General features: G+C 59.9%; 16 protein-coding genes. 13 read left to right on the forward strand and 3 right to left on the reverse strand.

Features of this window, described 5'->3' with window-relative positions:
* The 6 genes from aceF to OJHNALOF_RS04190 all read left to right on the forward strand — a co-directional run bounded on the left by aceF (position 1) and on the right by OJHNALOF_RS04190 (position 11,931).
* Positions 1 to 1,896 carry a pyruvate dehydrogenase complex dihydrolipoyllysine-residue acetyltransferase gene (gene aceF / locus OJHNALOF_RS04165; RefSeq protein WP_165661249.1) on the forward strand — a complete coding sequence of 632 codons (1,896 nt, stop codon included), beginning with the start codon at positions 1 to 3 and terminating at the stop codon, positions 1,894 to 1,896.
* A 152-nt stretch (positions 1,897 to 2,048) separates the two neighbouring features.
* Positions 2,049 to 3,476, forward strand: coding sequence for a dihydrolipoyl dehydrogenase (gene lpdA, locus OJHNALOF_RS04170; RefSeq protein ID WP_094200359.1), 1,428 nt, complete (start codon positions 2,049 to 2,051; stop codon positions 3,474 to 3,476).
* Positions 3,477 to 3,684: 208 nt separating this feature from the next.
* Complete coding sequence (locus OJHNALOF_RS04175; RefSeq protein WP_165661250.1) at positions 3,685 to 5,925, forward strand: patatin-like phospholipase family protein; 2,241 nt, start codon at positions 3,685 to 3,687, stop codon at positions 5,923 to 5,925.
* Positions 5,926 to 6,141: 216 nt separating this feature from the next.
* Positions 6,142 to 8,739: a bifunctional aconitate hydratase 2/2-methylisocitrate dehydratase gene (gene acnB / locus OJHNALOF_RS04180; protein ID WP_094200357.1), complete on the forward strand. Its 2,598-nt coding sequence runs from the start codon at positions 6,142 to 6,144 to the stop codon at positions 8,737 to 8,739.
* A gap of 194 nt (positions 8,740 to 8,933) precedes the next feature.
* Complete coding sequence (locus OJHNALOF_RS04185; RefSeq protein WP_094200356.1) at positions 8,934 to 11,126, forward strand: TonB-dependent siderophore receptor; 2,193 nt, start codon at positions 8,934 to 8,936, stop codon at positions 11,124 to 11,126.
* A 124-nt stretch (positions 11,127 to 11,250) separates the two neighbouring features.
* Complete coding sequence (locus OJHNALOF_RS04190) at positions 11,251 to 11,931, forward strand: Fe2+-dependent dioxygenase (RefSeq protein ID WP_165661251.1); 681 nt, start codon at positions 11,251 to 11,253, stop codon at positions 11,929 to 11,931.
* 18 nt (positions 11,932 to 11,949) lie between these two features.
* On the opposite strand, the gene OJHNALOF_RS04195 is transcribed toward OJHNALOF_RS04190, so the two are convergent.
* Complete coding sequence (locus OJHNALOF_RS04195) at positions 11,950 to 12,882, reverse strand: LysR substrate-binding domain-containing protein (RefSeq protein WP_206063558.1); 933 nt, start codon at positions 12,880 to 12,882, stop codon at positions 11,950 to 11,952.
* A gap of 238 nt (positions 12,883 to 13,120) precedes the next feature.
* On the opposite strand from OJHNALOF_RS04195, the gene betC reads away from it, so the two are divergent.
* Genes betC through betT form a run of 3 tightly spaced genes read left to right on the forward strand, consistent with a single transcriptional unit; the run spans position 13,121 to position 18,381 of the window.
* The gene (gene betC, locus OJHNALOF_RS04200) at positions 13,121 to 14,653 is read left to right on the forward strand and encodes a choline-sulfatase (RefSeq protein WP_165661253.1); all 1,533 of its coding nucleotides are present in this window, start codon (positions 13,121 to 13,123) and stop codon (positions 14,651 to 14,653) included.
* Entirely contained in the window at positions 14,650 to 16,287 is a 1,638-nt protein-coding gene (locus OJHNALOF_RS04205) for a SulP family inorganic anion transporter (protein ID WP_165661254.1), read from the forward strand. The genes betC and OJHNALOF_RS04205 overlap by 4 nt, the downstream gene beginning before the upstream one ends.
* A gap of 12 nt (positions 16,288 to 16,299) precedes the next feature.
* Positions 16,300 to 18,381 carry a choline BCCT transporter BetT gene (gene betT / locus OJHNALOF_RS04210; protein ID WP_165661255.1) on the forward strand — a complete coding sequence of 694 codons (2,082 nt, stop codon included), beginning with the start codon at positions 16,300 to 16,302 and terminating at the stop codon, positions 18,379 to 18,381.
* A 92-nt stretch (positions 18,382 to 18,473) separates the two neighbouring features.
* Here betT and OJHNALOF_RS04215 read toward each other — a convergent pair whose 3' ends face one another.
* Positions 18,474 to 19,880 carry a uracil-xanthine permease family protein gene (locus OJHNALOF_RS04215; RefSeq protein WP_094200350.1) on the reverse strand — a complete coding sequence of 469 codons (1,407 nt, stop codon included), beginning with the start codon at positions 19,878 to 19,880 and terminating at the stop codon, positions 18,474 to 18,476.
* Positions 19,881 to 20,141: 261 nt separating this feature from the next.
* On the opposite strand from OJHNALOF_RS04215, the gene OJHNALOF_RS04220 reads away from it, so the two are divergent.
* Both OJHNALOF_RS04220 and OJHNALOF_RS04225 read left to right on the forward strand, forming a co-directional pair.
* Positions 20,142 to 21,173 (forward strand): sterol desaturase family protein, encoded by a 1,032-nt coding sequence (locus tag OJHNALOF_RS04220; protein ID WP_165661256.1) that lies wholly within the window; start codon positions 20,142 to 20,144, stop codon positions 21,171 to 21,173.
* Positions 21,174 to 21,198: 25 nt separating this feature from the next.
* Positions 21,199 to 21,558, forward strand: a complete 360-nt coding sequence (locus OJHNALOF_RS04225) for a YacL family protein (protein WP_094200348.1) — start codon at positions 21,199 to 21,201, stop codon at positions 21,556 to 21,558.
* A gap of 100 nt (positions 21,559 to 21,658) precedes the next feature.
* On the opposite strand, the gene arfB is transcribed toward OJHNALOF_RS04225, so the two are convergent.
* A complete protein-coding gene (gene arfB / locus OJHNALOF_RS04230; RefSeq protein ID WP_094200597.1) occupies positions 21,659 to 22,075 on the reverse strand; it encodes an alternative ribosome rescue aminoacyl-tRNA hydrolase ArfB in 417 nt (138 codons plus the stop codon).
* Between the two features lie 177 nt (positions 22,076 to 22,252).
* Here arfB and OJHNALOF_RS04235 point away from each other — a divergent pair, with 177 nt between their 5' ends.
* Both OJHNALOF_RS04235 and OJHNALOF_RS04240 read left to right on the forward strand, forming a co-directional pair.
* Positions 22,253 to 22,591 (forward strand): P-II family nitrogen regulator, encoded by a 339-nt coding sequence (locus tag OJHNALOF_RS04235; RefSeq protein WP_094200347.1) that lies wholly within the window; start codon positions 22,253 to 22,255, stop codon positions 22,589 to 22,591.
* Positions 22,592 to 22,605: 14 nt separating this feature from the next.
* On the forward strand, positions 22,606 to 23,832 hold the full coding sequence (locus OJHNALOF_RS04240; RefSeq protein ID WP_094200346.1) for an ammonium transporter: 1,227 nt from the start codon (positions 22,606 to 22,608) through the stop codon (positions 23,830 to 23,832).
* Positions 23,833 to 23,925: the final 93 nt, after the last annotated feature.

A 23,925-nucleotide genomic window follows, 5' to 3' on the forward strand; every position in this document is an offset into this window, starting at 1 on the left:
ATGTCTAAAGATATTCTGGTGCCGGATATCGGCGCGGACGAGGTTGAAGTTACCGAGATCCTGGTTGCCGTGGGCGACAAGGTCGAGGAAGAGCAGTCTCTGATCACCGTGGAAGGCGACAAGGCCTCCATGGAAGTGCCTGCCCCCGCCGCCGGCGTGGTCAAGGAAATCAAGATTGCCGTGGGCGACAAGGTCAACACCGGTTCTCTTATCATGGTATTTGAAGCAGAGGGCGGCGCTGCCGCCCCGGCTGCTGCCGAAGAAGCGCCCAAGGCCGAAGCTGCCCCGGCCGCTGCCGCCGCCAGCGCCCTGAAAGAGGTGCAGGTTCCGGACATCGGTGGTGACGAGGTGGAAGTCACCGAAATCGCCGTGGCCGTAGGTGACACCATTGAAGAAGAGCAGACCCTGATCACCGTGGAAGGCGACAAGGCTTCCATGGAAGTACCGGCGCCGTTTGCCGGCAAGGTCGCCGAGATCAAGATTGCCGTGGGCGACAAGGTCAACACCGGTAGCCTTATCATGGTATTTGAAGTAGCCGGTGGTGCCGCACCGGCTGCTGCCGCTGCGCCGGCCGAAGCCGCGCCTGCTGCTGCCCCGGCCGCTGCCGCCGCCAAGGACGTGAACGTGCCGGACATCGGCGGTGACGAAGTGGAAGTCACCGAGGTGATGGTCGCCGTGGGCGACAAGGTGGACGCCGATCAGTCCATCCTGACCGTGGAAGGCGACAAGGCCTCCATGGAAGTGCCCGCGCCCTTCGCCGGTGTGGTCAAGGAAATCAAGGTGGCCACCGGTGACAAGGTGAACACCGGCTCCCTGGTGATGGTGTTTGAAGTGGAAGGTGCCGCTCCGGCTGCTGCCCCTGCCGCCGCCGCTCCGGCCAAGGCCGAGGCGCCGAAAGCTGCAGCGCCCAAGGCTGCCGCGACCGCCGCTGTGCCGGCCGCTGCCAAGGGCGAGTTCGTTGAGAACAATGCCTATGTGCACGCCACCCCGGTGGTTCGCCGCCTGGCCCGCGAGTTTGGTGTTGATCTGTCCAAGGTATCCGCCACCGGCCCGAAACAGCGCATTCTGAAGGAAGACGTGCAGAACTACGTCAAGTCCATCATCAAGCGCGTGGAAGGTCAGCCTGCGGGTGTGGCCGTGGCCGGCAACGGTCTGGAAGTGCTGGCCTGGCCCAAGGTCGACTTTGCCAAGTTCGGTGAAGTGGAAGAAGTGGCCCTGACCCGCATTCAGAAGATCTCTGGTCCGAACCTGCACCGTAACTGGGTGAAAATCCCCCACGTTACCCAGTTCGACGAGACCGATATCACCGAGCTGGAAGAGTTCCGCAAGACCGAGAACGCCATCGCCGAGAAGCAGAAGCTGGGTTACAAGATCTCTCCGCTGATCTTCATCATGAAGGCCGCCGCCAAGGCACTGGAAGCCTATCCCAAGTTCTGCTCTTCCCTGTCGGAAGACGGCCAGAGCCTGGTGATGAAGAAGTACGTGCACATCGGTGTGGCGGTGGATACTCCCAACGGCCTGGTGGTTCCGGTGGTTCGCGACGTCAACAAGAAAGGCATTCGCGAACTGGCGCTGGAGCTGGGTGAAATCTCCAAGAAGGCCCGCGCCGGCAAGCTGACCGCGGCCGACATGCAGGGCGGCTGCTTCACCATCTCGTCTCTGGGCGGCATTGGTGGCACCCAGTTCACCCCCATCGTGAATGCGCCGGAAGTGGCCATTCTGGGTGTGTCCAAGTCCAGCATCAAGCCGGTGTGGAACGGCAAGGAATTTGAACCTCGCCTGATCCAGCCGCTGGCACTGTCCTACGACCACCGAGTGATTGACGGTGCCGACGGCGCCCGCTTCATCACCATGCTGAGTGGTGTACTGAGCGACCTTCGTCGCCTGGCCCTTTAATGTGACAAGGCAGGCATAAGCCTGCCTTTTTACTTTCTTTTTAATAACAGAACAGTAAACTTTTGCCCGTTTGCAATGTAGTGGCCGTCTTGAGTCTGGTGCTCCGGCCGTCACTGCCTGAACAGGGCTGAAAAATCATAATAGAGGTCACCATGAGTCAAGAAGTCAAAGCTCAGGTTGTGGTTCTGGGCGCGGGCCCTGCCGGCTATTCTGCCGCTTTCCGTGCCGCCGATCTGGGCCTGGAAACCGTTATTGTCGAGCGCTACTCCACCCTGGGCGGTGTTTGCCTGAACGTGGGCTGTATCCCCTCCAAGGCGCTGCTGCACATCGCCAAGGTGATTGAAGAATCCAAGATGATGGCCAGCCACGGTGTGACCTTTGGCGAGCCGCAGATCGATCTGGACAAGGTGCGCGCGCACAAGGAAAAAGTCATTGGCCAGCTGACCCAGGGTCTAGGTGGCATGGCCAAGATGCGCAAGGTCAAGGTAGTGAACGGCTTTGCCAAGTTCACCGGTGCCAACACCCTGGTGGTGGAAGGCGAGAACGGCAATACCACCGTCAATTTTGACAACGCCATCATTGCCGCCGGCTCCCGTCCGATCAAACTGCCCTTCATTCCCCACGACGACCCGCGCGTATGGGACTCTACCGATGCGCTGGAGCTGAAGGAAGTCCCCGAGAAGCTGCTGGTCATGGGTGGCGGTATCATCGGCCTGGAAATGGGTACCGTGTACCATTCCCTGGGCTCCAAGATCGACGTGGTTGAAATGTTTGACCAGGTGATTCCGGCGGCCGACAAGGACATCATCAAGATCTTCACCAAACAGGTGAAGAGCAAGTTCAACATGATGCTGGAAACCAAGGTGACCGCCGTTGACGCCAAGGATGACGGTATTCACGTCACCATGGAAAACAAGAAAGGCGAGAGCATCACCAACGTTTACGACGCCGTGCTGGTGGCCATCGGCCGTACCCCCAACGGCAAGTCCCTGGACGCCGAGAAAGCCGGTGTTAACGTGGACGAGCGTGGTTTCATCAACGTCGACAAGCAGCTGCGCACCAATGTGCCGCATATCTACGCCATCGGCGACATCGTGGGTCAGCCCATGCTGGCGCACAAGGGTGTGCACGAAGGCCACGTGGCCGCCGAAGTGATCGCCGGCATGAAGCACTACTTCGATCCCAAGGTCATTCCGTCCATCGCCTACACCGAGCCGGAAGTGGCATGGGTGGGTGTGACCGAGAAGGAAGCCAAGGAAAAAGGCCTGAACTTTGAAGTGGCTTCTTTCCCCTGGGCGGCCTCCGGCCGGGCCATTGCCTCCGACTCTTCCTACGGCATGACCAAGCTGATCTTCGACAAGGACACTCACCGCGTACTGGGTGGTGCCACCATTGGTACCAACGCCGGCGAACTGCTGGGTGAAATCGGCCTGGCCATTGAAATGGGCGCCGACGCCGAAGACATCGCGCTGACCATTCATGCTCACCCCACTCTGCACGAGTCCGTGGGCATGGCCGCCGAGGTGTTCGAAGGCTCCATCACCGATATGCCGAACCCCAAGGCCAAGAAGAAGAAGTAAGTTTTCTTCTTGCCTGAGGAATGCAACGCCCGGCCATCTGGCCGGGCGTTTTTTTGTTTGGAGAGCAGGCGCTGAGGAACAAGGACTTGAGCGCTTCCCTCCCGAATCTTGTGCCTGCCGCTGTCTTTTGCGGCCTGGCCGGCACTCCCCATTTTTCGTTTGACGGCATACAATGCGAACATAATGTGCTCGTTGCCGTCGAATTGCCATGCGTCCTTACCTGCTGTTGCTGACCCTGTTGTTGTCGTTGCCGGCGCTGGCCGAGCGTCCTCACGTGGCCCTGGTGCTGAGTGGCGGCGGGGCCAAGGGCGCCGCCCATGTGGGGGTGATTCGCGTGCTGGAGCAACATCGCATTCCCGTGGATATTGTTACCGGCACCAGTATGGGCGCCTATGTGGCGGGCATGTACGCCCTGGGGCTGGACGCCGATGAGCTGGAGCGGCAGCTGCTGGCCCTGGACTGGAACCAGGGCTATCAGGACAAGGTGGGCCGGGACGAGTTGTCGTTGCGGCGCAAGCGACAGAATGACGAATTTCTGCTGCGAACCGATATCGGCATTGACGAAGACTGGCAGCTCAGCCTGCCCGGCGGCTTTTTTCAGGGCCAGTCCCTGGGCGCCCTGCTTCGGCGCAGCACCCTGACCATTCCCCGACTGAAAAACTTCGATCACCTGCCCATACCCTACCGGGCGGTGGCCACCGACATGGAAACCATGACCCCCGTGGTGCTGGGGCGGGGTCACCTGGCTACTGCCATGCAGGCCTCCATGTCGGTGCCCGGCGTGCTGCAGCCGGTGGAGCTCAACGGCCGGCTGCTGGCGGATGGCGGCGTGGTCAACAACCTGCCGGTGGACGTGGCCAGAGAGTTGGGCGCCGAGGTGGTGATCGCCGTGGACATCGGCGACGCCATGCTGCCCCGGGACAAGCTACACAACGCCCTGGCCATGGTGACCCAGCTCACCAACTACCTGACCCGGGCCGGCACCGAGCGGCAGAAGGCCCTGCTCACCGATGACGATGTCTTGCTCACTCCGGATATTATTGGCATTGGTGTGGGTGATTTTAACCGCATGCCCGAAGCCATTGCCCGGGGGGAGGCGGCGGCCACGGCACTGCTGCCGCAACTGCTGGCGCTCGCCCTGAGTGAGCAGGACTATGCCGACTACAGAGACCGCAAGCTCGACCGGCGGGCACGGTTGCAGCGCAGCGATGCGGTGTTTCTCGACCGGGTGGTGGTGGAGAACGACTCCCGTCTCAGCGAGGCGGTGATTCTGGACGCGCTGGGGCTCAGGCCCGGACAGTTCCACCAAACCGAGGATCTGGAGCAGGGGGTGCGCCGGCTCTATGCCCTGGACGCCTTTGAGCAGGTCAGTTACCGCATCGAAGAGCAGGACGAGGAGCAGGTGCTCACGGTACACACCCGTGAAAAAGATTGGGGACCGGGCTTTGTCGACCTCAAGTTTGCCCTGGAAGACGACTTTTCCAGCCGCACCAACTTTGAGATTGGTGCCCAGTTTCGCCGCACCAATATCACCGCTCTCGGAGGCGAATGGCTGGCCGAGGCCACCCTCGGCAGCAACAAGCTGGTGGCCACCGAGTACTACACGCCCCTGGACACCGATTACGACTTCTTTATGAAGGCGAGGGCCGAATACCAGAAGCGCCGGCGCACCTTTTTTGTCGAGCCGGGTGACGATGACTTACTGTTGTTTGGCCGGCTGACGACCCTGGACTTCGACTACGCCACCTGGCAGCTGCTGGGAGAGCTGGGTTACAACCTCAACCCCTGGAGTGAGTTGGCCCTGGGGCTGCAGGGGTTGACCGGCGACATTGAGGCGCGCAACTTCAATGACAGCCTGGACGTTGGCTCGGTAGGCCCCTACCTGCGCTTTACCCACGATACCCTGGACAATGTGTTTTTCCCCACCCACGGCGAGGCGGCGGAGCTGACTCTGGGGTATTACCGCAACCGGCTGGAAGGTCAGGAGGATGACGAACGGGTAGCCGGGCTGGATTATGAGCTGGACTGGTTGCGCCCCTGGAATGCCGGCCGGCATACCTTTGTGGGCAAGCTGGTGCTGGGCGGCTCCACCGCCGAACAGCCGCTGCCGGTGTTTGCCCGCAGCCTGGGCGGCCTGTTCAACCTGTCCGGCTACCAGAGCGAACAGCTCAGCGGCCGCTACAGCGGCCTGGCCGGTGTGCTTTATCACTATCGCTGGGCCGACAACGACTTTGGTGCCTTTCGCTCACCGGTCTATCTGGGCGGTTCACTGGAGCGGGGCGGGGTATGGAACTCCGGAAGCGAGGTGGGCTGGGGCAACTCGCTCACCGCCGGCAGCATATTCGTTGGCGTCGACACCAACTGGGGCCCGCTCTATCTGGCCTACGGCCAGGGCGAAGGAAATAAAAGTAGTATTTACCTCTACTTCGGCAACCTGTTCAGCTTCTGATGTGAATGGCGGGTTCGATCCCGAACGTGCTCAAAAGGGTATGGAAAGGTCATGTAAAACATGGCGTTAGTCAAATATTCGAGCAAAGGGGAGGTGGGCCGGATTTTAATTCATGGTTAAAACTTATATACTTTCGCGGCGTTCTGAAGGACGCCCCTGGCCCCCTACAAGGACATTTACGCCCTCGGTGGCGAATGATAATAAGAGGATACAGTCGTGCTTGAAGCCTATCGTAAACACGTCGAAGAACGTGCCGCAGAGGGAGTGGTTGCCAAGCCACTCGATGCAGAGCAAGTAGCCGCCCTGGTTGAATTACTCAAAAACCCGCCCGCCGGCGAAGAAGCCTTCCTCTACGAACTCCTTTCTACCCGCATTCCCCCTGGTGTTGATGAAGCCGCTTATGTAAAAGCCGGTTTTCTCGCCGCCGTGGCCAAGGGCGAGGTGAGCTCGCCGGTGGTGTCTGCCGAGCAGGCCACCGAGCTGCTGGGTACCATGCAGGGCGGTTACAACATCGCCCCGCTGATTGAGCTGCTGGACGTGGCCGCGCTGGCGCCCATCGCCGCCAAGGCCCTGAGCCACACCCTGCTGATGTTCGACGCCTTTCACGATGTGGACGAGAAGGCCAAGGCCGGCAACGAATTTGCCAAGCAGGTGATGCAGTCCTGGGCCGACGCCGAGTGGTTCCTCGAGCGCCCCAAACTGGCCGACAAAATCACCATGACCGTGTTCAAGGTGCCCGGCGAAACCAACACCGACGATCTGTCTCCGGCCCAGGACGCCTGGTCCCGCCCCGACATTCCGCTGCACGCCCAGGCCATGCTGAAGAATGCCCGTCCCGGCATTGAGCCCGATGAAGACGGCACCATTGGTCCGATCAAGGCCATTGACGCCCTGAAGGAAAAAGGGCATCCGCTGGCCTATGTGGGCGACGTGGTCGGCACCGGCTCCAGCCGCAAGTCCGCTACCAACTCCGTGCTCTGGCACATGGGTGACGACATTCCGTTCGTGCCCAACAAGCGCGCCGGCGGCATCTGCATTGGCGGCAAGATTGCCCCCATCTTCTTCAACACCATGGAAGATGCTGGCGCCCTGCCCATCGAGTGCGACGTCACCAAACTGAACACCGGCGACGTGATCGACATTTACCCCTACGAGGGCAAGATTTGCCGCCACGGCAGCGACGAGGTGTTGAGCACCTTCAAGCTGAAGACCGACGTGCTGCTCGACGAAGTACGCGCCGGCGGCCGTATTCCGCTGATCATCGGCCGTGGCCTGACCGACAAGGCCCGTGAAGCGCTGGGTCTGGCACCCTCCGAGGTGTTCAAGCGCCCGGCCCCGGTGGCCGACTCCGGCAAGGGCTACACCCTGGCCCAGAAGATGGTGGGCAAGGCCTGCGGCGTGACCGGCGTTCGCCCCGGTCAGTACTGCGAGCCCAAAATGACCACCGTCGGCTCCCAGGACACCACCGGCCCGATGACCCGGGACGAGCTGAAGGATCTGGCCTGCCTGGGCTTCTCCGCCGATCTGACCATGCAGTCGTTCTGTCACACCGCCGCCTATCCCAAGCCGGTGGACGTGACCACTCACCACACCCTGCCCGACTTCATCATGAACCGGGGCGGCGTGTCGCTGCGTCCGGGCGACGGCGTGATCCACTCCTGGCTGAACCGCATGCTGCTGCCCGATACCGTGGGCACCGGCGGTGACTCCCACACCCGTTTCCCCATCGGCATCTCCTTCCCGGCGGGCTCCGGCCTGGTGGCCTTTGCCGCCGCCACCGGCGTGATGCCGCTGGACATGCCGGAATCCGTGCTGGTGCGCTTCAAGGGCGAAATGCAGCCCGGCATCACCCTGCGCGATCTGGTGCACGCCATTCCCTACTACGGCATTCAGCACGGCCTGCTGACCGTGGCCAAGGAAGGCAAGATCAACGAATTCTCCGGCCGGGTGCTGGAAATCGAGGGTCTGCCCCAGCTGAAGGTGGAGCAGGCGTTTGAGCTGGCCGATGCCACCGCCGAGCGCTCCGCCGCCGGTTGTACCATCAAGCTGGATAAAGAGCCGATCATCGAGTACCTCAACTCCAACATCGTGATGCTGAAGTGGATGATCGCCGAAGGCTACGGTGACCAGCGCACCCTGGAGCGCCGCATCAAGGGCATGGAAGAGTGGTTGGCCAACCCCGAGCTGATGGAAGCCGATGCCGATGCCGAGTACGCCCACGTGCTGGAAATCGACATGAGCGAGATCAAGGAGCCGATCCTGTGTGCCCCGAACGATCCCGACGATGCCCGCCTGCTGTCCGACGTGACCGGCGAGCACATCGACGAGATCTTCATCGGCTCCTGCATGACCAACATCGGTCACTTCCGTGCCGCCGGCAAGCTGCTCGACAAGTTCAAGGGCCAACTGCCGACCCGGCTGTGGGTGGCACCGCCGACCAAGATGGACAAGGATCAGCTGACCGCCGAAGGCTACTACGGCATCTTTGGCCGGGTCGGTGCCCGCATCGAGATCCCGGGCTGCTCCCTGTGCATGGGTAACCAGGCGCGGGTAGGCGACAACACCACCGTAGTGTCGACCTCCACCCGTAACTTCCCCAACCGTCTGGGCAAGGGTGCCAACGTGTATCTGGCGTCGGCCGAGCTGGCCGCCGTGGCCGCCATTCACGGCAAGCTGCCGACCGTGGCCGAGTACCTGGAATACGCCCAGGAGCTGAACGCCACCGCCGCCGATACCTATCGCTACCTGAACTTCGACGAGCTGGACAGCTACGTGCAGAAGGCCGATACGGTGATTTTTAAGCAGGCCATCTAAGACGCAATAATGACTATCTAGTCATAACGTCAGACCTAAGCCAGCTCTCGGGCTGGCTTTTTTATGCGCGCCGCTGACACATTTGTAACAAAAGTCACATTTTGCATTGATCTCGATTAAACAATAAATGAGAATGAGTCGCCTTTTTGAAGTGGCAATAATTCTTATAATTAACTTGTATCGAGGAGTTGTCAGTGCGCACCTTTATTCGCTCAACCGCACTTCCCCCCAAAACCATGATCGGCTCGGCGGTCGGCCTGGCCGTGGCCAGCCTGGCGGTACCGGCCCATGCCCAGGAAGACGTAACCCGTCTGGATACCGTACTGGTCAAGGAGTCCCGCGAGCAGGGCTACAAGACCGAGGCGTCGGCATCGAGCAAGTATGTGAAGCCGTTGCTGGACACCCCCCAGACCGTGACCGTGGTGCCGAAGGAAGTGATCAAGGAGCAGCAGGCCCTGAGCCTGCGCCAGGTGCTGTCCAATGTATCCGGCATTACCTTTGATGCGGGCGAGGGCGGCGGTGGCTCCGGCGACAAGATCAACATTCGCGGGTTCAGTGCCAACTCCAACATGCAGATCGATGGCCTGCGCGACAGCAGCCAGAACAACCGTACCGACACCTTCAACATCGAGCAGGTGGAAGTGCTGAAGGGGCCCAACTCGGTGTTTGGCGGTGCCGGCACCACGGGAGGCGCCATCAACCAGGTGAGCAAGGCTCCCCAACAGCGTGACTTTGCCGAAATCGGCGCCAGCCTGGGCACCGACGAATACCGTCGTATGACCCTGGACGCCAACACCACCCTGGACGACGTAGGCGTTAACAGCGCCGCCCGTATTAACCTGATGGTTCACGAAAACGACGTGCCCGGCCGCAACAATATCGACCGTGAGCGCTTCGGTATTGCGCCGTCCGTGACCATTGGCCTGAGCGAGCAGACCCAGGCCACCCTGAGCTATTTTCACCAGCAGGACGACAATCTGCCCGACTACGGCCTGCCGGCTCGGGACGGCAAGGTGCTGCCCGGCGTGGATCGGGAGAGCTACTTTGGCTGGCGCAACCTGGACGAGGAAAAGATTCAGTCCGACGCCGTTACCCTGAAGCTGGAACACGAATTGAGCGACACCGCCCGCATCGAGAACCAGACTCGTTACAGCCGGGTAGATCGGGATACCACCATTTCTGCGTCTCACGTCAACACTGCCGGAGTGCCCGAGGGTAATTACCTTCCCGCCGGCCCGCAGGCCTATCGCCGGGATGCCCAGACCGAGATGTGGATCAACCAGACCGGCCTGGCCTTTGAGTTCGACACCGGTGCCTTTAAGCACGATATGCTGGTGGGCGGCGAGATCTCCCGGGAAACCTATGATCTGACCACCGGCAGTTACAACCTGAGCGGCAATTACCCGGCCGGCGGCTTTGATCTTTACAACCCGCCGGGTAAATGGACCGGCCCCACCAGCTACGCCAATTCCGGCGGTACCGATGCCGAGCTTGATACCCGTGCCCTCTATGTGTTTGATACCATTACGCTTGCCCCGCAGTGGGATCTGAGCCTGGGCCTGCGCCACGACTGGATTTCCGGCGAAACCACCAACAAGGTCAGTGGCGATACTGCCTCCAGCAGCGATCAGATGTTCAGTGGCCGCGCCGGTATCGTTTACAAGCCTGCCGAGAACGGCCGTATTTATCTGGCCTATGGCACTTCCTTTAACCCGGCGGCAGAGGCTCTTGCCACCTCGGGAAGGGTCTCTGGTGAAAACCTTGAGCCCGAGAAAAACGAGACCTGGGAACTGGGTACCAAGTGGGAGCTACTGGATGGCCGCCTGGGCCTGGACGGTGCCCTGTTCCGGGTCGACAAGACCAATGCCCGTGAAACCAATGAGTTGACCAACGAGCTGGAACTGGCCGGCGAGCAGCGGGTGCAGGGCGTGGAAGTGGGCCTGACCGGTGTGCTGACCGAGCAATGGAAGGTATTTGCCAACTACACCTTCCTCGACAGCGAAACCCTGAAGTCAGTGGCGGCGCCACAAGCGGGTGGCCGCGATTCCGAGGGGCAGCCGCTGGGCAATACACCACGTAACAGCGCCAACCTGTGGACCACCTATGAAATCCTGCCGGGCGTGGAGCTGGGCTATGGCGCCCGTTATGTGGGCTCTCGCTACGTGGCGTCTGATGTGGATGCCAAGATCGACAGCTACTGGGTGCATAATGCCATGGCGTCTTACCAGGTCACCGACGCCTTCAGCCTGCAGCTGAACGTCAATAACCTGTTTGACGAGGAATATGTGGAACGGGTGCGTGGTCGTCCGGGCACCGACACTCGCAGCTCCGCCGTTGAGCTGGGTGATGGCCGCTCCGCCGTGCTGTCTGCCAACTACCGGTTCTGATTTAATGGGGCGCGGGTGTCCCTGGGGCGCTGATGCAGTCGAGCCGCCTGCGTTCCAATGGCCGTATATTTAAACAAAGCCCCTGATGGGGCTTTATTCATTATCAGGAAAAGAGAATTTCACCATGATGCTGCATATACCCGGCGTATTGAGCGCCGAGCAGGTGACCGAATGCCGTGAGCGTCTATTGGCCGCACAATGGGTAGATGGCAATGCCACCGCCGGCTTTCAGTCGGCCCAGGCCAAGAACAACCTGCAATTACCCGAAGACAGTGACACCGCCAACCTCATCGGCAAGATGATCACCGAGGCCTTGTCGCGTCATCCGCTGTTTGTGGCCGCGGCCTTGCCGGAGAAAATTTTTCCGCCGTTGTTCAACTGTTACCAGGGCGGCCAGTCGTTTGGCATTCATGTGGATAACGCCATTCGTATGAATCCGGTTACGGGCGAGCGTATTCGCACCGACCTATCGGCCACCCTGTTTTTCTGTGACCCGGATGAATACGAAGGGGGCGAGTTGGTGGTGGAAGACACCTATGGTGCCCACAGCGTCAAGCTGCCCGCCGGCGATCTGATCTTGTACCCATCCTCCAGCCTGCACAAGGTGCTGCCGGTGACGCAGGGCGCGCGCATCAGCTCCTTTTTCTGGATTCAGAGCATGGTACGGGACGACGGCCAGCGCAGCCTGCTGTTTGATCTGGATACCGGTATTCAGAGCCTCAACCAGCAACTGGGCAGCGACAGCGAAGCCAGCATTCAGCTCACCGGGGTCTATCACAACCTGCTGCGCCGCTGGGCGTTGTGAGCCGAACAACGGACGGGGTTAACTGGAAGCAGGGTTGCCCTCAGCAAGACGGTGGGGAGTCATTGATGTACTTTGTATGGCACAGGTCAGTATCCATTGCTGCAGTGCCTGTTTGGCTTCGCTATTGTCGTCGGGCTGAATATCGATCAGTCCATAGCCACGTCGAGAGTGGAGCGGTTGTGTATCCAGGGCGACCAGAATGCCGCTTTCCAGCAAGCCGTCAACCAGCCCCCGCCAACCCATGCCAATGCCCTGGCCCGCGATAACCGCCTGTAACAACAGGGTATAGTTGTTGAATGTCAGCTCTGAAGGGTGCAGGTGGTTGATGCCGGCCCGCTGCTGAAAGTAGCCGGGCCAGTCCATCCAGCTCTGGCCCTGATCGGCTGTGAGCGTCAGCAGCGGCGCATCGGCCAGTTGAGCAAGATCATCAAAAGGGCCATGCTCCTGCAGAAAGGCGGGGCTGCAAACCGGAAATACGACTTCGGGCAGTAATCGTGGCACGTTTGCCAGGGTTCGTTCGTCACAGAACACGATGGCAACATCGACTTCCTTGTCTTTCCAGTCCAGTACGCCTTGATTGGTCATGATGCGTACGTCAATCTGGGGGTGAAGGCGGCGAAACAGCGGCAGTCGCGGCATCAGCCAGTAAGCGGCAAACGAGAAGTCGGTGAGAATATTGACCCTGGGATGACGGTGCTGTTGCTGAAGGCGCTCCAGGGTGCGCTCCATGGTGCCGAACCCTTCTCGTACACTGGCAAACAGTGCCTGGCCTGCGTCGGTGAGCCTGACGCCACGATAGACCCGCTCAAATAACGGCAGACCCAGCTGCTCTTCCAGGGTGCGAATGTGCTGGCTGACCGCCGACTGGGTTGAGCGCAGCTCTCTGGCCGCCGCGGTAAAATTCAGCTGGCGGGCCGCAACCTCGAAGACCCGCAGGCTGTTGGGGGACACGGTTCTGTTCAGTAACAACATTAGCTCAGTAGATGTTCATGCTATATCAGAGGACCACTATAGTGGCGCCTGGTTGATGCAGGAATGCCGATTTACGACATGATGTTATTCATTCATAACATTAGCTGAGCTAATTGCAGACATAAAAATTTAACGAGTTTACAGCATGAGGGGTGACTGGGAGACTGGCTGCAGTGCCGACGTCCGGCGATGTCAACGACTCAGGGAGAGCCCATTCATGACTGCCAAGCAGCCCAATATTCTGTTTCTTATGGCCGACCAAATGGCCACCTCGTCACTGCCCTTTTACGGTCACCCTTTGGTCAGAACACCCCATTTATCCCGCCTGGCGGACGAAGGAGTGGTGTTTGATTCGGCCTACTGTAACAGCCCGCTGTGCGCACCGTCCCGCTTTACCCTGATGTCTGGCCAGCTGCCATCGCGCATCGGTGGATATGACAACGCCGCCGACTTTCCCGCCGATATTCCCACTTTCGCTCATTACCTGCGGGATGCCGGCTACTTTACCGCGCTGTCCGGCAAGATGCATTTTTGTGGTCCGGATCAGTTGCACGGCTTTGAACAGCGGCTGACGACTGACATCTATCCGGCCGACTATGGCTGGTTCGTCAATTGGGAGGATTTTGAAACCCGCCCCAGCTATTACCACAACATGTCTTCGGTGACCCAGGCCGGCCCCTGCGTGCGTTCCAACCAGCTGGACTTCGATGATGAGGTCAGCTTTCGGGCTCGGCGCTTCCTGTATGACTACGCGCGCAATGGCGAGCCGCGGCCGTTCTGTCTGACGGTCTCGCTGACTCATCCCCACGACCCTTACACCATTCCGCAGCAGTACTGGGATCGTTACGAGCACGACGAGATCGACATGCCCAAGGTGCCTTTCTCCCAGGCACTGGCGGATCCCCATTCCCGTCGTTTGCGTCATGTCTATCAGCTGGACGAGAGCACCCTTACCGACGCCCAGATCCGCAATGCGCGCCATGCCTACTACGGATCCATCAGTTATGTGGATGATCAAATTGGCTCCGTGCTCAGCGTGCTGAAGGAAACCGGCCTGGATCAGGACACCATTATCGTGTTCTCCGGCGATCACGGCGACATGCTGGGCGAGCGCGGCCTCTGGTACAAGATGAGCTGGTTTGAAGGCTCGGCCCGGGTGCCGATGATTGTTCATGCCCCTGGCCGCTTTGCACCGAAGCGCGTCAGTGAGTCGGTCTCCACCATGGATCTGTTGCCCACCTTTGCCGAGCTGGCAAACAACAATGTGGCGCCTGAATACGCGGCCCCTCTGGATGGCCGCAGCCTGCTGCCGCATCTCAATGGAGCCGGTGGCCACGACGAGGTGATTGGCGAGTATCTGGGGGAAGGGGCCATTGCCCCGCTGCTGATGATTCGCCGTGGCCGCTACAAGTTTGTGTATTCGGCGCCCGATCCGGAACAGTTGTTTGATCTGGAAGCGGATCCTCTGGAGCTTAATAACCTGGCTCAGGATTCGGCATATCAGGACCTTTGCCGCGAATTCCGCACCGAGATTGCCTCACGCTGGGACTACGATCGTCTGCATGGCGAAGTGATCGCGAGCCAGCGCCGACGCAGGCTGGTATCCAGGGCGCTGAGCACCGGCAGGGTGACCACCTGGGATCATCAGCCACTGTTTGATGCCAGCACTCAATATATGCGCAATACCATTGATCTTGATGATCTGGAGCGGCGGGCGCGATTCCCGATAGCTTCCGAACAGCACTCATGACGGCGGTACTGGGCAGGGCGCAGCGTTACCAGGCACTGTTGCAGTGCCTGGTGCCCTTTAGCGGTTGGTTGCCGCAGCAAACCGCGCGTTCGCTGCGGGCGGATATGCTGGCCGGCCTGACCGGGGCCGTGCTGGTGGTGCCGCAAGGGGTGGCCTATGCCCTGCTGGCCGGACTGCCCCCGGAATACGGCCTGTATACCGCCATTATTCCAACCATTCTGGCGGCCTTGTTTGGTTCGTCCCGGCAAATGGTCAGCGGACCGACGGCGGCCTTGTCGATTGCCTTGTTTGCCACCCTGCAGCCGGTTGTTGAGGGGGGTACGGGAGAGTTTGTTGCACTGGTGCTGACCCTGACCTTTCTGACCGGACTGTTCCAGTTAGTGCTGGGCCTGGCCCGGCTGGGGGCGCTGGTCAACCTGGTGTCGCATTCGGTGGTCACCGGCTTTACCGCCGGAGCCGCACTGATCATTGCCACCAGTCAGCTTTCCCATGCCCTGGGGCTGGGCCCGCTGGCTGGCAGCGGCTTTTTTGATACCTGGTTCAGGCTGTTTGCACGGCTTGAGGACATTCGGCCTGAAGCCGTGCTGGTGGCCGGGTTCACCCTGGTGGTCAGTCTGGCCTGTCGCCACTGGCTGCCCCGCTGGCCGGGCATGCTGCTGGCGCTGGCCGGGGCGTCTTTGCTGGCGTTCTGGCTCGATCCACAGGGCGTTGTGATTCAGCGCATTGCCGCCGTGCCGGCAGGCCTGCCCCCCTTTTCGATGCCGGATTTGTCCATGGATACCCTGCGCCTGCTAATCCCGGGAGCCATGGCCCTGGGGCTGTTGGGGCTGGTGGAAGCATCGGCCATTTCTCGCACCATGGCGCTTCGCTCCGGGCAGCGAACCAGCAGCAATCAGGAGTTTATTGGTCAGGGGCTGTCCAACCTGGGAGGCGCCTTCTTTTCGAGCTATGTCTCTTCGGGCTCTTTTACCCGCTCGGGACTCAATGCCAGTGCCGGGGCCCAATCACCACTGGCGGCGGTCATGGCCGCCCTGTTTCTGGCGCCCATGGTGCTGCTGGCGACGCCGTTACTGGATTATGTGCCTATGCCCGCCATGGCCGGCATGTTGCTGCTGGTCGCCGCCAACCTGGTCGATCGGCACAGTATTCGCGAAGCGCTGACGGTCAGCCGGTCGGAAACCACGGTGCTGCTGATCACTTTTGCCAGCACCCTGCTGCTGGCGCTGGAGTTTGCGATCTTTCTTGGCGTACTGGCTTCACTGGCACTCTATTTGCTTAAAACGACACGACCACCCGTGGTGCCCTGTTCCCTGTCTCAGGCCCCCGATGAAGTTCGTCTGGCGGTCGAGGAAGCGTCCTGCATGGTGGTGCGGATTGACGGCTCCCTGTTTTTCGGCGCCTGTGACTCGATTGCTCGTCGGCTGGAGGCGTATGAGTGTCCCAACCTGGTGATCCTGGCGGAAGGCATCAATTTTATCGATCTCAGTGGTATTCACCTGCTTCAGCAACAGGCAAGCCGTTGTCGAAGCAGGGGAGGAAGGTTGTATCTGGCAAGGGCCAAGGCCGATGTGCAGGCTCGCCTGCAACGGGCCGGTGCTCTTGATCAGCAAAGGTTCACGGTAGTCACACTATGAGAGGGATTCTCTATGACACAGCAACATACAGGCAACGGGCAGGAAGGCCGCCTCAACCTGGCCGTCTTTCACGGCTCGGTGGCGGGAATACTGATATTTTTGATCTATACGATAGCCTATACCGAACATGCCAATGCGCTGTTTAACGCCGGTCTGGACTGGATTGGCCAGACCTTTGGCTGGTATTACATGCTGGTGATCACCTCCTACCTGGTCTTCGTGGGAGTGATTGGTGTCTCGCGCTTCGGCAAGATCCGCCTTGGACCGGATCACTCGCGACCGGAGTTTTCACTGTTGTCCTGGTCGGCCATGCTGTTTGCCGCCGGCATCGGTGGCGCCATTTTGTTCTTCGTGGTGTCCGAGCCGCTGACCCATTACCTGACGCCCCCCGTCGGCGCCGGCGGCGATATCGACGCCCAGCGCCGGGCCATGGTGCAAACCTTTATGCATTGGGGCATTTCGGGCTGGGGAGTGTTTGTGGTGATGGGCATGGCACTGGCCTATTTCAGCTATCGCCATCGCCTGCCGCTGGCCATTCGCTCAACCCTGTATCCCCTGCTGGGAAAGCGCATCTACGGTCCGATTGGCAATGCCGTGGACATTGCTTCCGTCGTGGCGACCGTGTTCGGCATTGCCACCGCCCTCGGCATTGGCGTGATGCAGATGAATTACGGGCTGGCCTACCTGTTTGACGTGCCGGAAGGGCTGACCACCCAGACGCTGCTGATCCTGCTGGTGGTTATCCTGGCGACCCTGTCGGTGGTGAGCGGGGTCAACAAGGGCATTCGCCGGCTGTCGGAATTCAACCTGCTGATGGTGGCCGCCGTGGTGCTGTTTGTGCTGCTGCAGGGAGACACCCTGATGCTGCTCAATGCCCTGGTGATGAACACGGGAGATTACCTGACCGCCCTGGTTGGCAAGAGCTTTGACACCTATGCCTATCACCCCGACGCCAAGGGCTGGTTCAGTGGCTGGACCGTGTTTTTCTGGGGCTTCTGGATTGCCTGGGCTCCCTTTGTCGGCCTGTTTCTGGCGCGTATTTCCCGTGGCCGTACCATTCGCGAGTTTGTTGCCGGGGCCCTGTTCATTCCGCTTATCTTTGTGATGGTGATGATTTCCGTGCTGGGCAACAGCGGCATCAGCATGGTGGAGCAGGGGTTGGTGGTGCTGGGCGAGCAGGCCATCAATATGCCCCAGGCAACCATCTATACCCTGCTGGAGCAGCTGCCCTGGGTTGGCCTCACCGCCAGTGTCGTGGTGCTGTTAAGCATCATTTTCTTTGTAACCTCGGCCGACTCCGGGGCACTGGTGCTGTCCAACTTCACCTATATACTGCGTGACGTCAATCATGATGCGCCGGTTCGGCTGCGTATCTTCTGGTCGGTGCTGATTGGCCTTATCACCATGGTGCTGTTGATGGCCGGCGGCTTCAGAACCCTGCAGAGTGCGGTGGTGATCACCGCCCTGCCATTCTCGGCAATCATTGTGCTGAGCATGATCGGTCTCTATCGCTCGTTAAGAATAGAAGCCGGCAAACTGGAGGCGCGCCAGCAGGTGGTGACCGGCAACGGTGCCGTGCTTGACTGGCGGGAGCGGCTCGATCGTACCCTGGATGGTGCCACCCATGATCGTGCAGACGCCACCATACGCCATGCGATTCGTCCGGCCATGACCGAGCTGGTGGAGGAGCTGACCCGGCGGGGCCAGCATGCCAGCCTGATTGAGCGGGAAACCGATGAAGAACGGCTGCAGTGTCCCATGTTGCGGGTGGATTTCGAGGGAGCCCCGAGCTTTATTTACGAGATCCATACGCGGCGTATGCAGCCACCGAGTTTTTTGCTGGCGGATGACGACTATTACCTTCGCCTTGATGTGCATCTGGCCGATGGTAGCGTAGGGCAGGATCTCAATGGTTACACCCGGCTGCAGGTGGCACACGATATACTGAATGAGTTTCAGCAACACCTGCACTTTCTGACCCAGGCCGGGGTAGAAGGCAACCTGGAACATATTCCCGATCACCAGGCGGACCGTGAGCAGGCCGTGGCCAGCGGCAAGGTAGGCTGCCTGGAAACATCGAAAGCCTATTCCTGAGTGATAACGCCGCAGACAAAAACGGGCGGCCAGTCTGACTGGCCGCCCGTTTTTTATGTTTGAGGACGGTGCCGGCCTCGGGCGATCGTGGGTCAGCCGGCCTGCTCGGCGTGTGCGGCCTCGGTGGCCTCATCGGCTTGCGGCTTGTTCATCGGCATGATGATGTTCATCACGATGGCGGTGATGCCGCCGGCGGAGATGCCGGATGCAAACACGTTCTTAATGATGTCGGGCATAAACTGCAGAATGTCCGGTCGCTGGGAAATGCCCAGGCCCATGCCAAAGGAAATGGCGATGATGAACAGGGCGCGGCGATCCAGTGTTTCCCGGGACAGAATGCGCACGCCGGCGGCGGCGATGGAGCCGAACATCACCAGGGTGGCGCCCCCCAGTACCGGCTCGGGAATGCGCTGCACCAGGGTGCTGATGGCCGGGAACAGGCCCATGATCACCAGAATGGCGGCCACAAAGAAGCCCACGTGGCGGCTGGCCACGCCGGTCATCTGGATCACGCCGTTGTTCTGACTGAAGGTGGACACCGGAAAGGTGTTGAAGATGGAGGCCAGCGAGGAGTTCACACCGTCACCCAGTACGCAGCCCTTGAGCCGGCGCATGTACACCGGACCGGATACCGGCTCGCCGGACACTTCAGAGGTGGCGGTGGTGTCGCCAATGGCTTCCAGTGAGGTGATCACATAGACCAGCACCAGCGGAATAAACAGGGAAGCGTCAAAGCCCAGGCCGTATTGCATGGGAATGGGCAGGGCCACGGTGGGCAGACTGTCCGACAGCGGCGCCAGCTTGCCCATCTGCCAGGCCAGCAGGGTGCCGGCGACCATGGCCACCAGAATGGAGGACAGGCGAACATAGGGGTTGCGGCTGCGGTTCATCAGAATAATGATGCCGAGCACGGTACCCGCCAGCGCCAGGTTCTCCAGGGAGCCGAACTCGCCGGCCTCCATGGCACCAAAGCCGCCGCCGATGGAGGTCAGGCCCAGCTGGATCAGGGTAAGGCCGATCAGGGTTACGATAATGCCACTGACCAGAGGGGATATGATGCGTCGGGCCAGATGCAGAAAGCGGGAGATGATCATCTCGGTGGGGGCGGCCAGCAGGGCGGTGCCGAAAATGGCCGCCAGCATGGCTTCGGTGGTAACGCCACCGTCCTTCATGGCCAGGCCGCTGGCGATGATGGGGCCGAGAAAGTTAAAGCTGGTGCCCTGAATCGACAGCAGGCCGGTACCGATGGGGCCGAACCGCTTCATCTGAATAAAGGAAGCTACACCGGTAATAAACAGCGACATGCTGATGATGTGGGCGGTGTCGGCGGCGGGAATGCCCAGGGCCTGGCAGATGATCAGCGGCGGCGTGATCACCGCCACAAACAGGGCCAGCAGGTGCTGAACGGCGGCAAACAGGGACTGCCAAAAGGGCGGCTTGTCATGAAGCCGGTATACCAGTTCGCTCTGGTTTGAAGGTTGCTGCGTGTGATTAGACATATTTTTTCCGGTGTGTTGCAACTGGGTTGTCATTGTTATGGTTATGCTGGCGGCCGAACCGCCGAAGGGCGCATAGAATACTGGATATGGGATAAAACGGCCAGTAATTGAGCGCATGTTTTGTGTGCAATGTGTACAGTTTCTGTGTGAAATGCATTCACTTGACTCAAAAATCAGTCTTTTGGGACAGAATGGTATTGAGACTGACTTTCTTTTAAAATTCCGTCCCCTTTGGCGATTCGAACGAGCAATCAAGACAACATGGAACCGATTTCGGCGCTGGCCGACGTCCTTCACAGCGAGATCTGGCTGCCCCTCTGGCGGCGTTTTGCCGGCCTGTTCGATCTGAATGGCCGCTTGGGCGTGGTGTTTCTCGCCATTTCCTTTGCCGTTGCCTTCCTGCTGTACCGGCGGCGAGGCGCCGTGGGCAGCTTTGGCCAGTTTCTCGGTGGCCGGCGGGTCTGGCTGCATCGCTCCGCCCTGATCGATTACCAGTACTATTTTCTGCGGGTATTGCTGCACGCGGCCCTGGTTGTGCCGGTGCTGGCCTGGCTGGATCCTTATCTGCTGCGCTCGGGGGATGTCAGTGCCCGGTTAACACAGTGGTGGGGTGAGCGTCCCTGGCAGGGGGAAAGCACCGCGCTGATGCTGGCCTATGGCCTGGGCGCCTTTCTGGTGTCGGACTTTGTGCATTACTGGGTGCACAGGGCCTTTCATGGTCGCTGGTTGTGGGAGTTTCACAAGGTGCATCATTCCGCCACCGTGATGGTGCCGCCCACCGCCAGCCGCATTCATATTGTGGAGAAGCTGATTGAAAAACTGTGCAAGGGCACGGCGCTGGCGCTGTTTGCCGGGCTGTTTTTCTATTTCAGCGGCGGCCAGGTAAGCAAGTACACCCTGTTTGGTGTCAGCTATATGGTGCTGTTGTTCAATTCGCTGGCGGCCAACCTGCGCCACAGCCATGTGTGGCTGTCGTTTGGCCCCGTGGTGGAGCATGTGCTCAACAGTCCGGCCCAGCATCAGATCCATCACAGCAAGGATCCAAAGCACTTCAGCCTGAACTATGGCACCAACCTGTCGATCTGGGACTGGATGTTCGGCACCTTATATGTGACCACCTCAACGCCGGAGCCGCTTGAGTTTGGGGTGGGGGAAAAAGACAACCTGCGTTACCAGCGCATGACAACCCTGATTCTACGACCATTCTGGGTGACCGGGGGCAAGCTGTGGCGGGCCCTGATCGAGTGCTGGCCGCGGGCCCTTGTGAGAAGCGGAAGGCGGCGGCTAGAATAGCGCCTTTTTTGCCGGGAGAGCGGCCATGGAATTCGACTTTTTACGTGATCTGGACGGCCGCTGCCGGGCCCGGTGTGACATGGGCCATGAGGCCTTTGGCCAGTGGCTGACCGACGAGGTGGATGCCGCCGAAGCCACGCGCCTGCTGGACGCCATCGCCGGGCTGGATGCGCGTCAGCAGGACGAGCTTCGCCGGGAATACGCCGAATTCACCCTGGCCCTGGGCGACGGCGAGGCCGAGCTTATCGGCCACGGCCTGGCCTTTGACGGCGGCGAGCTGGAAGAGGGCATGAGCTATTATGACGACGCCCACTACGCCGGCTGCGGCCTGGACGATCTGGCCCGGCTGCTGACCCAGTGGCGGGAGTTTATTCAGAGCCGGTGAGGGGTGAGGGGACGGAAGTGAGGAGTTGAGTCTGACTCCATACTCGGTGTTTTTCTCCTCACTCCTCACTCCTCACTCCTCACTCCTCACAGGCGACAGCCTAGAACTTTACCTTTCCGCGAGAGCTTTTGATCTTGCCCCTGTGGGTCTTGCTGTCGGTGCGTTTGGCCTTTGCCGCCCTGCTGGGCTTGGTGGGGCGGCGCACCTTGACCGGCTTGCCGGCTTTTTGCAGCAGGGCCACCAAGGCCTCCCTGGCCGCTTCCCGATTCATCAACTGACTGCGTTCGCTTTCCACCCTGATTAATATCCAGCCGCTGGGTAGCACGCGGTGATCCCGCATTTTCGCCAGCGCCTCCTTGTAACCCTCAGGCAGGCTGGGGCTGCTGGCGTAGTCAAAGCGCAGTTGCACCGCGGAGTCGGTCTTGTTGACGTGTTGACCTCCGGGGCCACCGGCACGAGTGGTAATAAACTCCAGTTCCCGTTCCGGAATGCTTACTCGGGCGGAAATTTCCAGCATGTAACTTTCCTTTGCACTGTTTTGGTGCGCGCTGTCGGATGGATGCACCAGCATAACATGATGCTCATTGCACCATCCAAGGGAATGATTTTAAGTTGTTGATTTAAATGGCTTAAAAAATTGGCACGAAGCTTGTAAAGAACAGGGGGACTTTCTTTTCTGCGCGAGGAGCCCCCCATGAAAATGATTTGCGCCATTATCAAACCCTTCAAGCTCGACGATGTGCGTTCGGCCCTGTCCAGCCTGGGTATAGATGGTATGACGGTCAGTGAAGTCAAAGGATTTGGCCGCCAGAAGGGGCACACCGAGTTGTATCGGGGTGCCGAATACCAGGTGGATTTTCTGCCCAAGATCAAGCTGGAGATCGCCGCCCAGAGTGAAGACGTGGAGCGGGTGATCGAGACCATTACCGAGGCTGCCGGAACCGGCAAAATCGGAGACGGCAAGATCTTCGTATTTGACCTGCTGCAAACGGTACGTATTCGTACCGGTGAGCGGGACGTGGAAGCCATTTAAGGGAGAACAATGTCATGGATGCATTAACCGAAGTGAAATTTGCCCTCGACACCTTTTACTTTTTGATGTCGGGCGTGCTGGTAATGTGGATGGCTGCCGGCTTTGCCATGCTGGAAGCCGGCCTGGTTAGAGCCAAGAACACCACCGAAATTCTGACCAAGAACATTTTGCTGTTTGCCATCGCCTGCACCATGTACCTGCTGGTGGGTTACCACATCATGTATGTGGATAATGCCGAAGGCGGCTGGTTGCCGAGCCTGGGCAGCCTGATTGGCAGCCCCAGTGCCGATGCGGATCACTCCCTGGAGTCCGATTTCTTCTTCCAGGTGGTATTCGTGGCTACCGCCATGTCCGTGGTATCCGGTGCCGTGGCCGAACGTATGAAGCTGTGGGCTTTCCTGGGCTTCTCCGTGGTGCTGACCGGCTTTATCTATCCGCTGGAAGGCTATTGGACCTGGGGCGGTGGTTTCCTGTCCGAGCTGGGCTTCAGTGACTTCGCCGGCTCCGGCATTGTGCACATGACCGGTGCCGCCGCGGCCCTGGCCGGTGTGCTGCTGCTGGGGGCTCGTAAGGGCAAATATGGCAAAAACGGCGCCATTCACCCGATTCCAGGCTCCAACATGCCGCTGGCGACCCTGGGTACCTTTATTCTGTGGATGGGCTGGTTCGGCTTTAACGGCGGCTCTCAGTTGCTGCTGTCGGATGTGGAAAACGCCACTGCCGTATCTAAAATATTCGTTAACACCAACGCCGCCGCCGCCACCGGTGCCATCGGCGCACTGCTGGTCACCAAAATCACCTGGGGCAAGGCAGATCTGACCATGATTCTCAACGGTGCCCTGGCCGGTCTGGTGGCGATTACCGCCGACCCGCTGTCACCGAGCCACCTGTGGTCTGCCGCCATTGGTCTGCTGGCCGGCGTGTTGGTGGTGTACTCCATCGTGGCCCTGGACAAACTGCGCATCGATGATCCTGTGGGTGCCATTTCGGTACACGGTGTGTGCGGCATTCTGGGCCTGCTGCTGGTACCGGTGGCCAACACCGATGCCACCTTCTTTGCCCAGCTGGTCGGCATCCTGGTTATTGGCTGCTGGGTATTCGGTGCCAGTCTGCTGGTGTGGTACCTGCTCAAGCGCACCATGGGTATTCGTGTGGGTGAGGAAGAAGAGATGTCGGGGATGGACCAGATAGACTGCGGCATCGACGCCTATCCCGAGTTCGTTACCCTCAAGCCGCGCTGATTGCCGGCCCAGTAACACGCTTACGTCACGAGGCCGCCGGGTCTTGTTTTGAGGAGCCTTGTGCTCCTCTTTTTTTTGATCCGCCTCAAAACA

Origin of the sequence: Oceanimonas sp. MB9 (genome assembly GCF_011319775.1) — a bacterium.
Taxonomy (GTDB): Bacteria; Pseudomonadota; Gammaproteobacteria; order Enterobacterales; family Aeromonadaceae; genus Oceanimonas; species Oceanimonas doudoroffii.

What these genes read in the sequence shown, in the direction of transcription:
- OJHNALOF_RS04225 (WP_094200348.1), top strand. Translation starts at nt 21,199, where the DNA reads ATGGAATTCGACTTTTTACGTGATCTGGACGGCCGCTGCCGGGCCCGG.
- OJHNALOF_RS04215 (WP_094200350.1), bottom strand. Translation starts at nt 19,880, where the DNA reads ATGTCTAATCACACGCAGCAACCTTCAAACCAGAGCGAACTGGTATAC.
- betC (WP_165661253.1), top strand. Translation starts at nt 13,121, where the DNA reads ATGACTGCCAAGCAGCCCAATATTCTGTTTCTTATGGCCGACCAAATG.
- OJHNALOF_RS04240 (WP_094200346.1), top strand. Translation starts at nt 22,606, where the DNA reads ATGGATGCATTAACCGAAGTGAAATTTGCCCTCGACACCTTTTACTTT.
- lpdA (WP_094200359.1), top strand. Translation starts at nt 2,049, where the DNA reads ATGAGTCAAGAAGTCAAAGCTCAGGTTGTGGTTCTGGGCGCGGGCCCT.
- betT (WP_165661255.1), top strand. Translation starts at nt 16,300, where the DNA reads ATGACACAGCAACATACAGGCAACGGGCAGGAAGGCCGCCTCAACCTG.
- OJHNALOF_RS04190 (WP_165661251.1), top strand. Translation starts at nt 11,251, where the DNA reads ATGATGCTGCATATACCCGGCGTATTGAGCGCCGAGCAGGTGACCGAA.
- OJHNALOF_RS04220 (WP_165661256.1), top strand. Translation starts at nt 20,142, where the DNA reads ATGGAACCGATTTCGGCGCTGGCCGACGTCCTTCACAGCGAGATCTGG.
- OJHNALOF_RS04235 (WP_094200347.1), top strand. Translation starts at nt 22,253, where the DNA reads ATGAAAATGATTTGCGCCATTATCAAACCCTTCAAGCTCGACGATGTG.
- OJHNALOF_RS04175 (WP_165661250.1), top strand. Translation starts at nt 3,685, where the DNA reads ATGCGTCCTTACCTGCTGTTGCTGACCCTGTTGTTGTCGTTGCCGGCG.
- OJHNALOF_RS04205 (WP_165661254.1), top strand. Translation starts at nt 14,650, where the DNA reads ATGACGGCGGTACTGGGCAGGGCGCAGCGTTACCAGGCACTGTTGCAG.
- arfB (WP_094200597.1), bottom strand. Translation starts at nt 22,075, where the DNA reads ATGCTGGAAATTTCCGCCCGAGTAAGCATTCCGGAACGGGAACTGGAG.
- aceF (WP_165661249.1), top strand. Translation starts at nt 1, where the DNA reads ATGTCTAAAGATATTCTGGTGCCGGATATCGGCGCGGACGAGGTTGAA.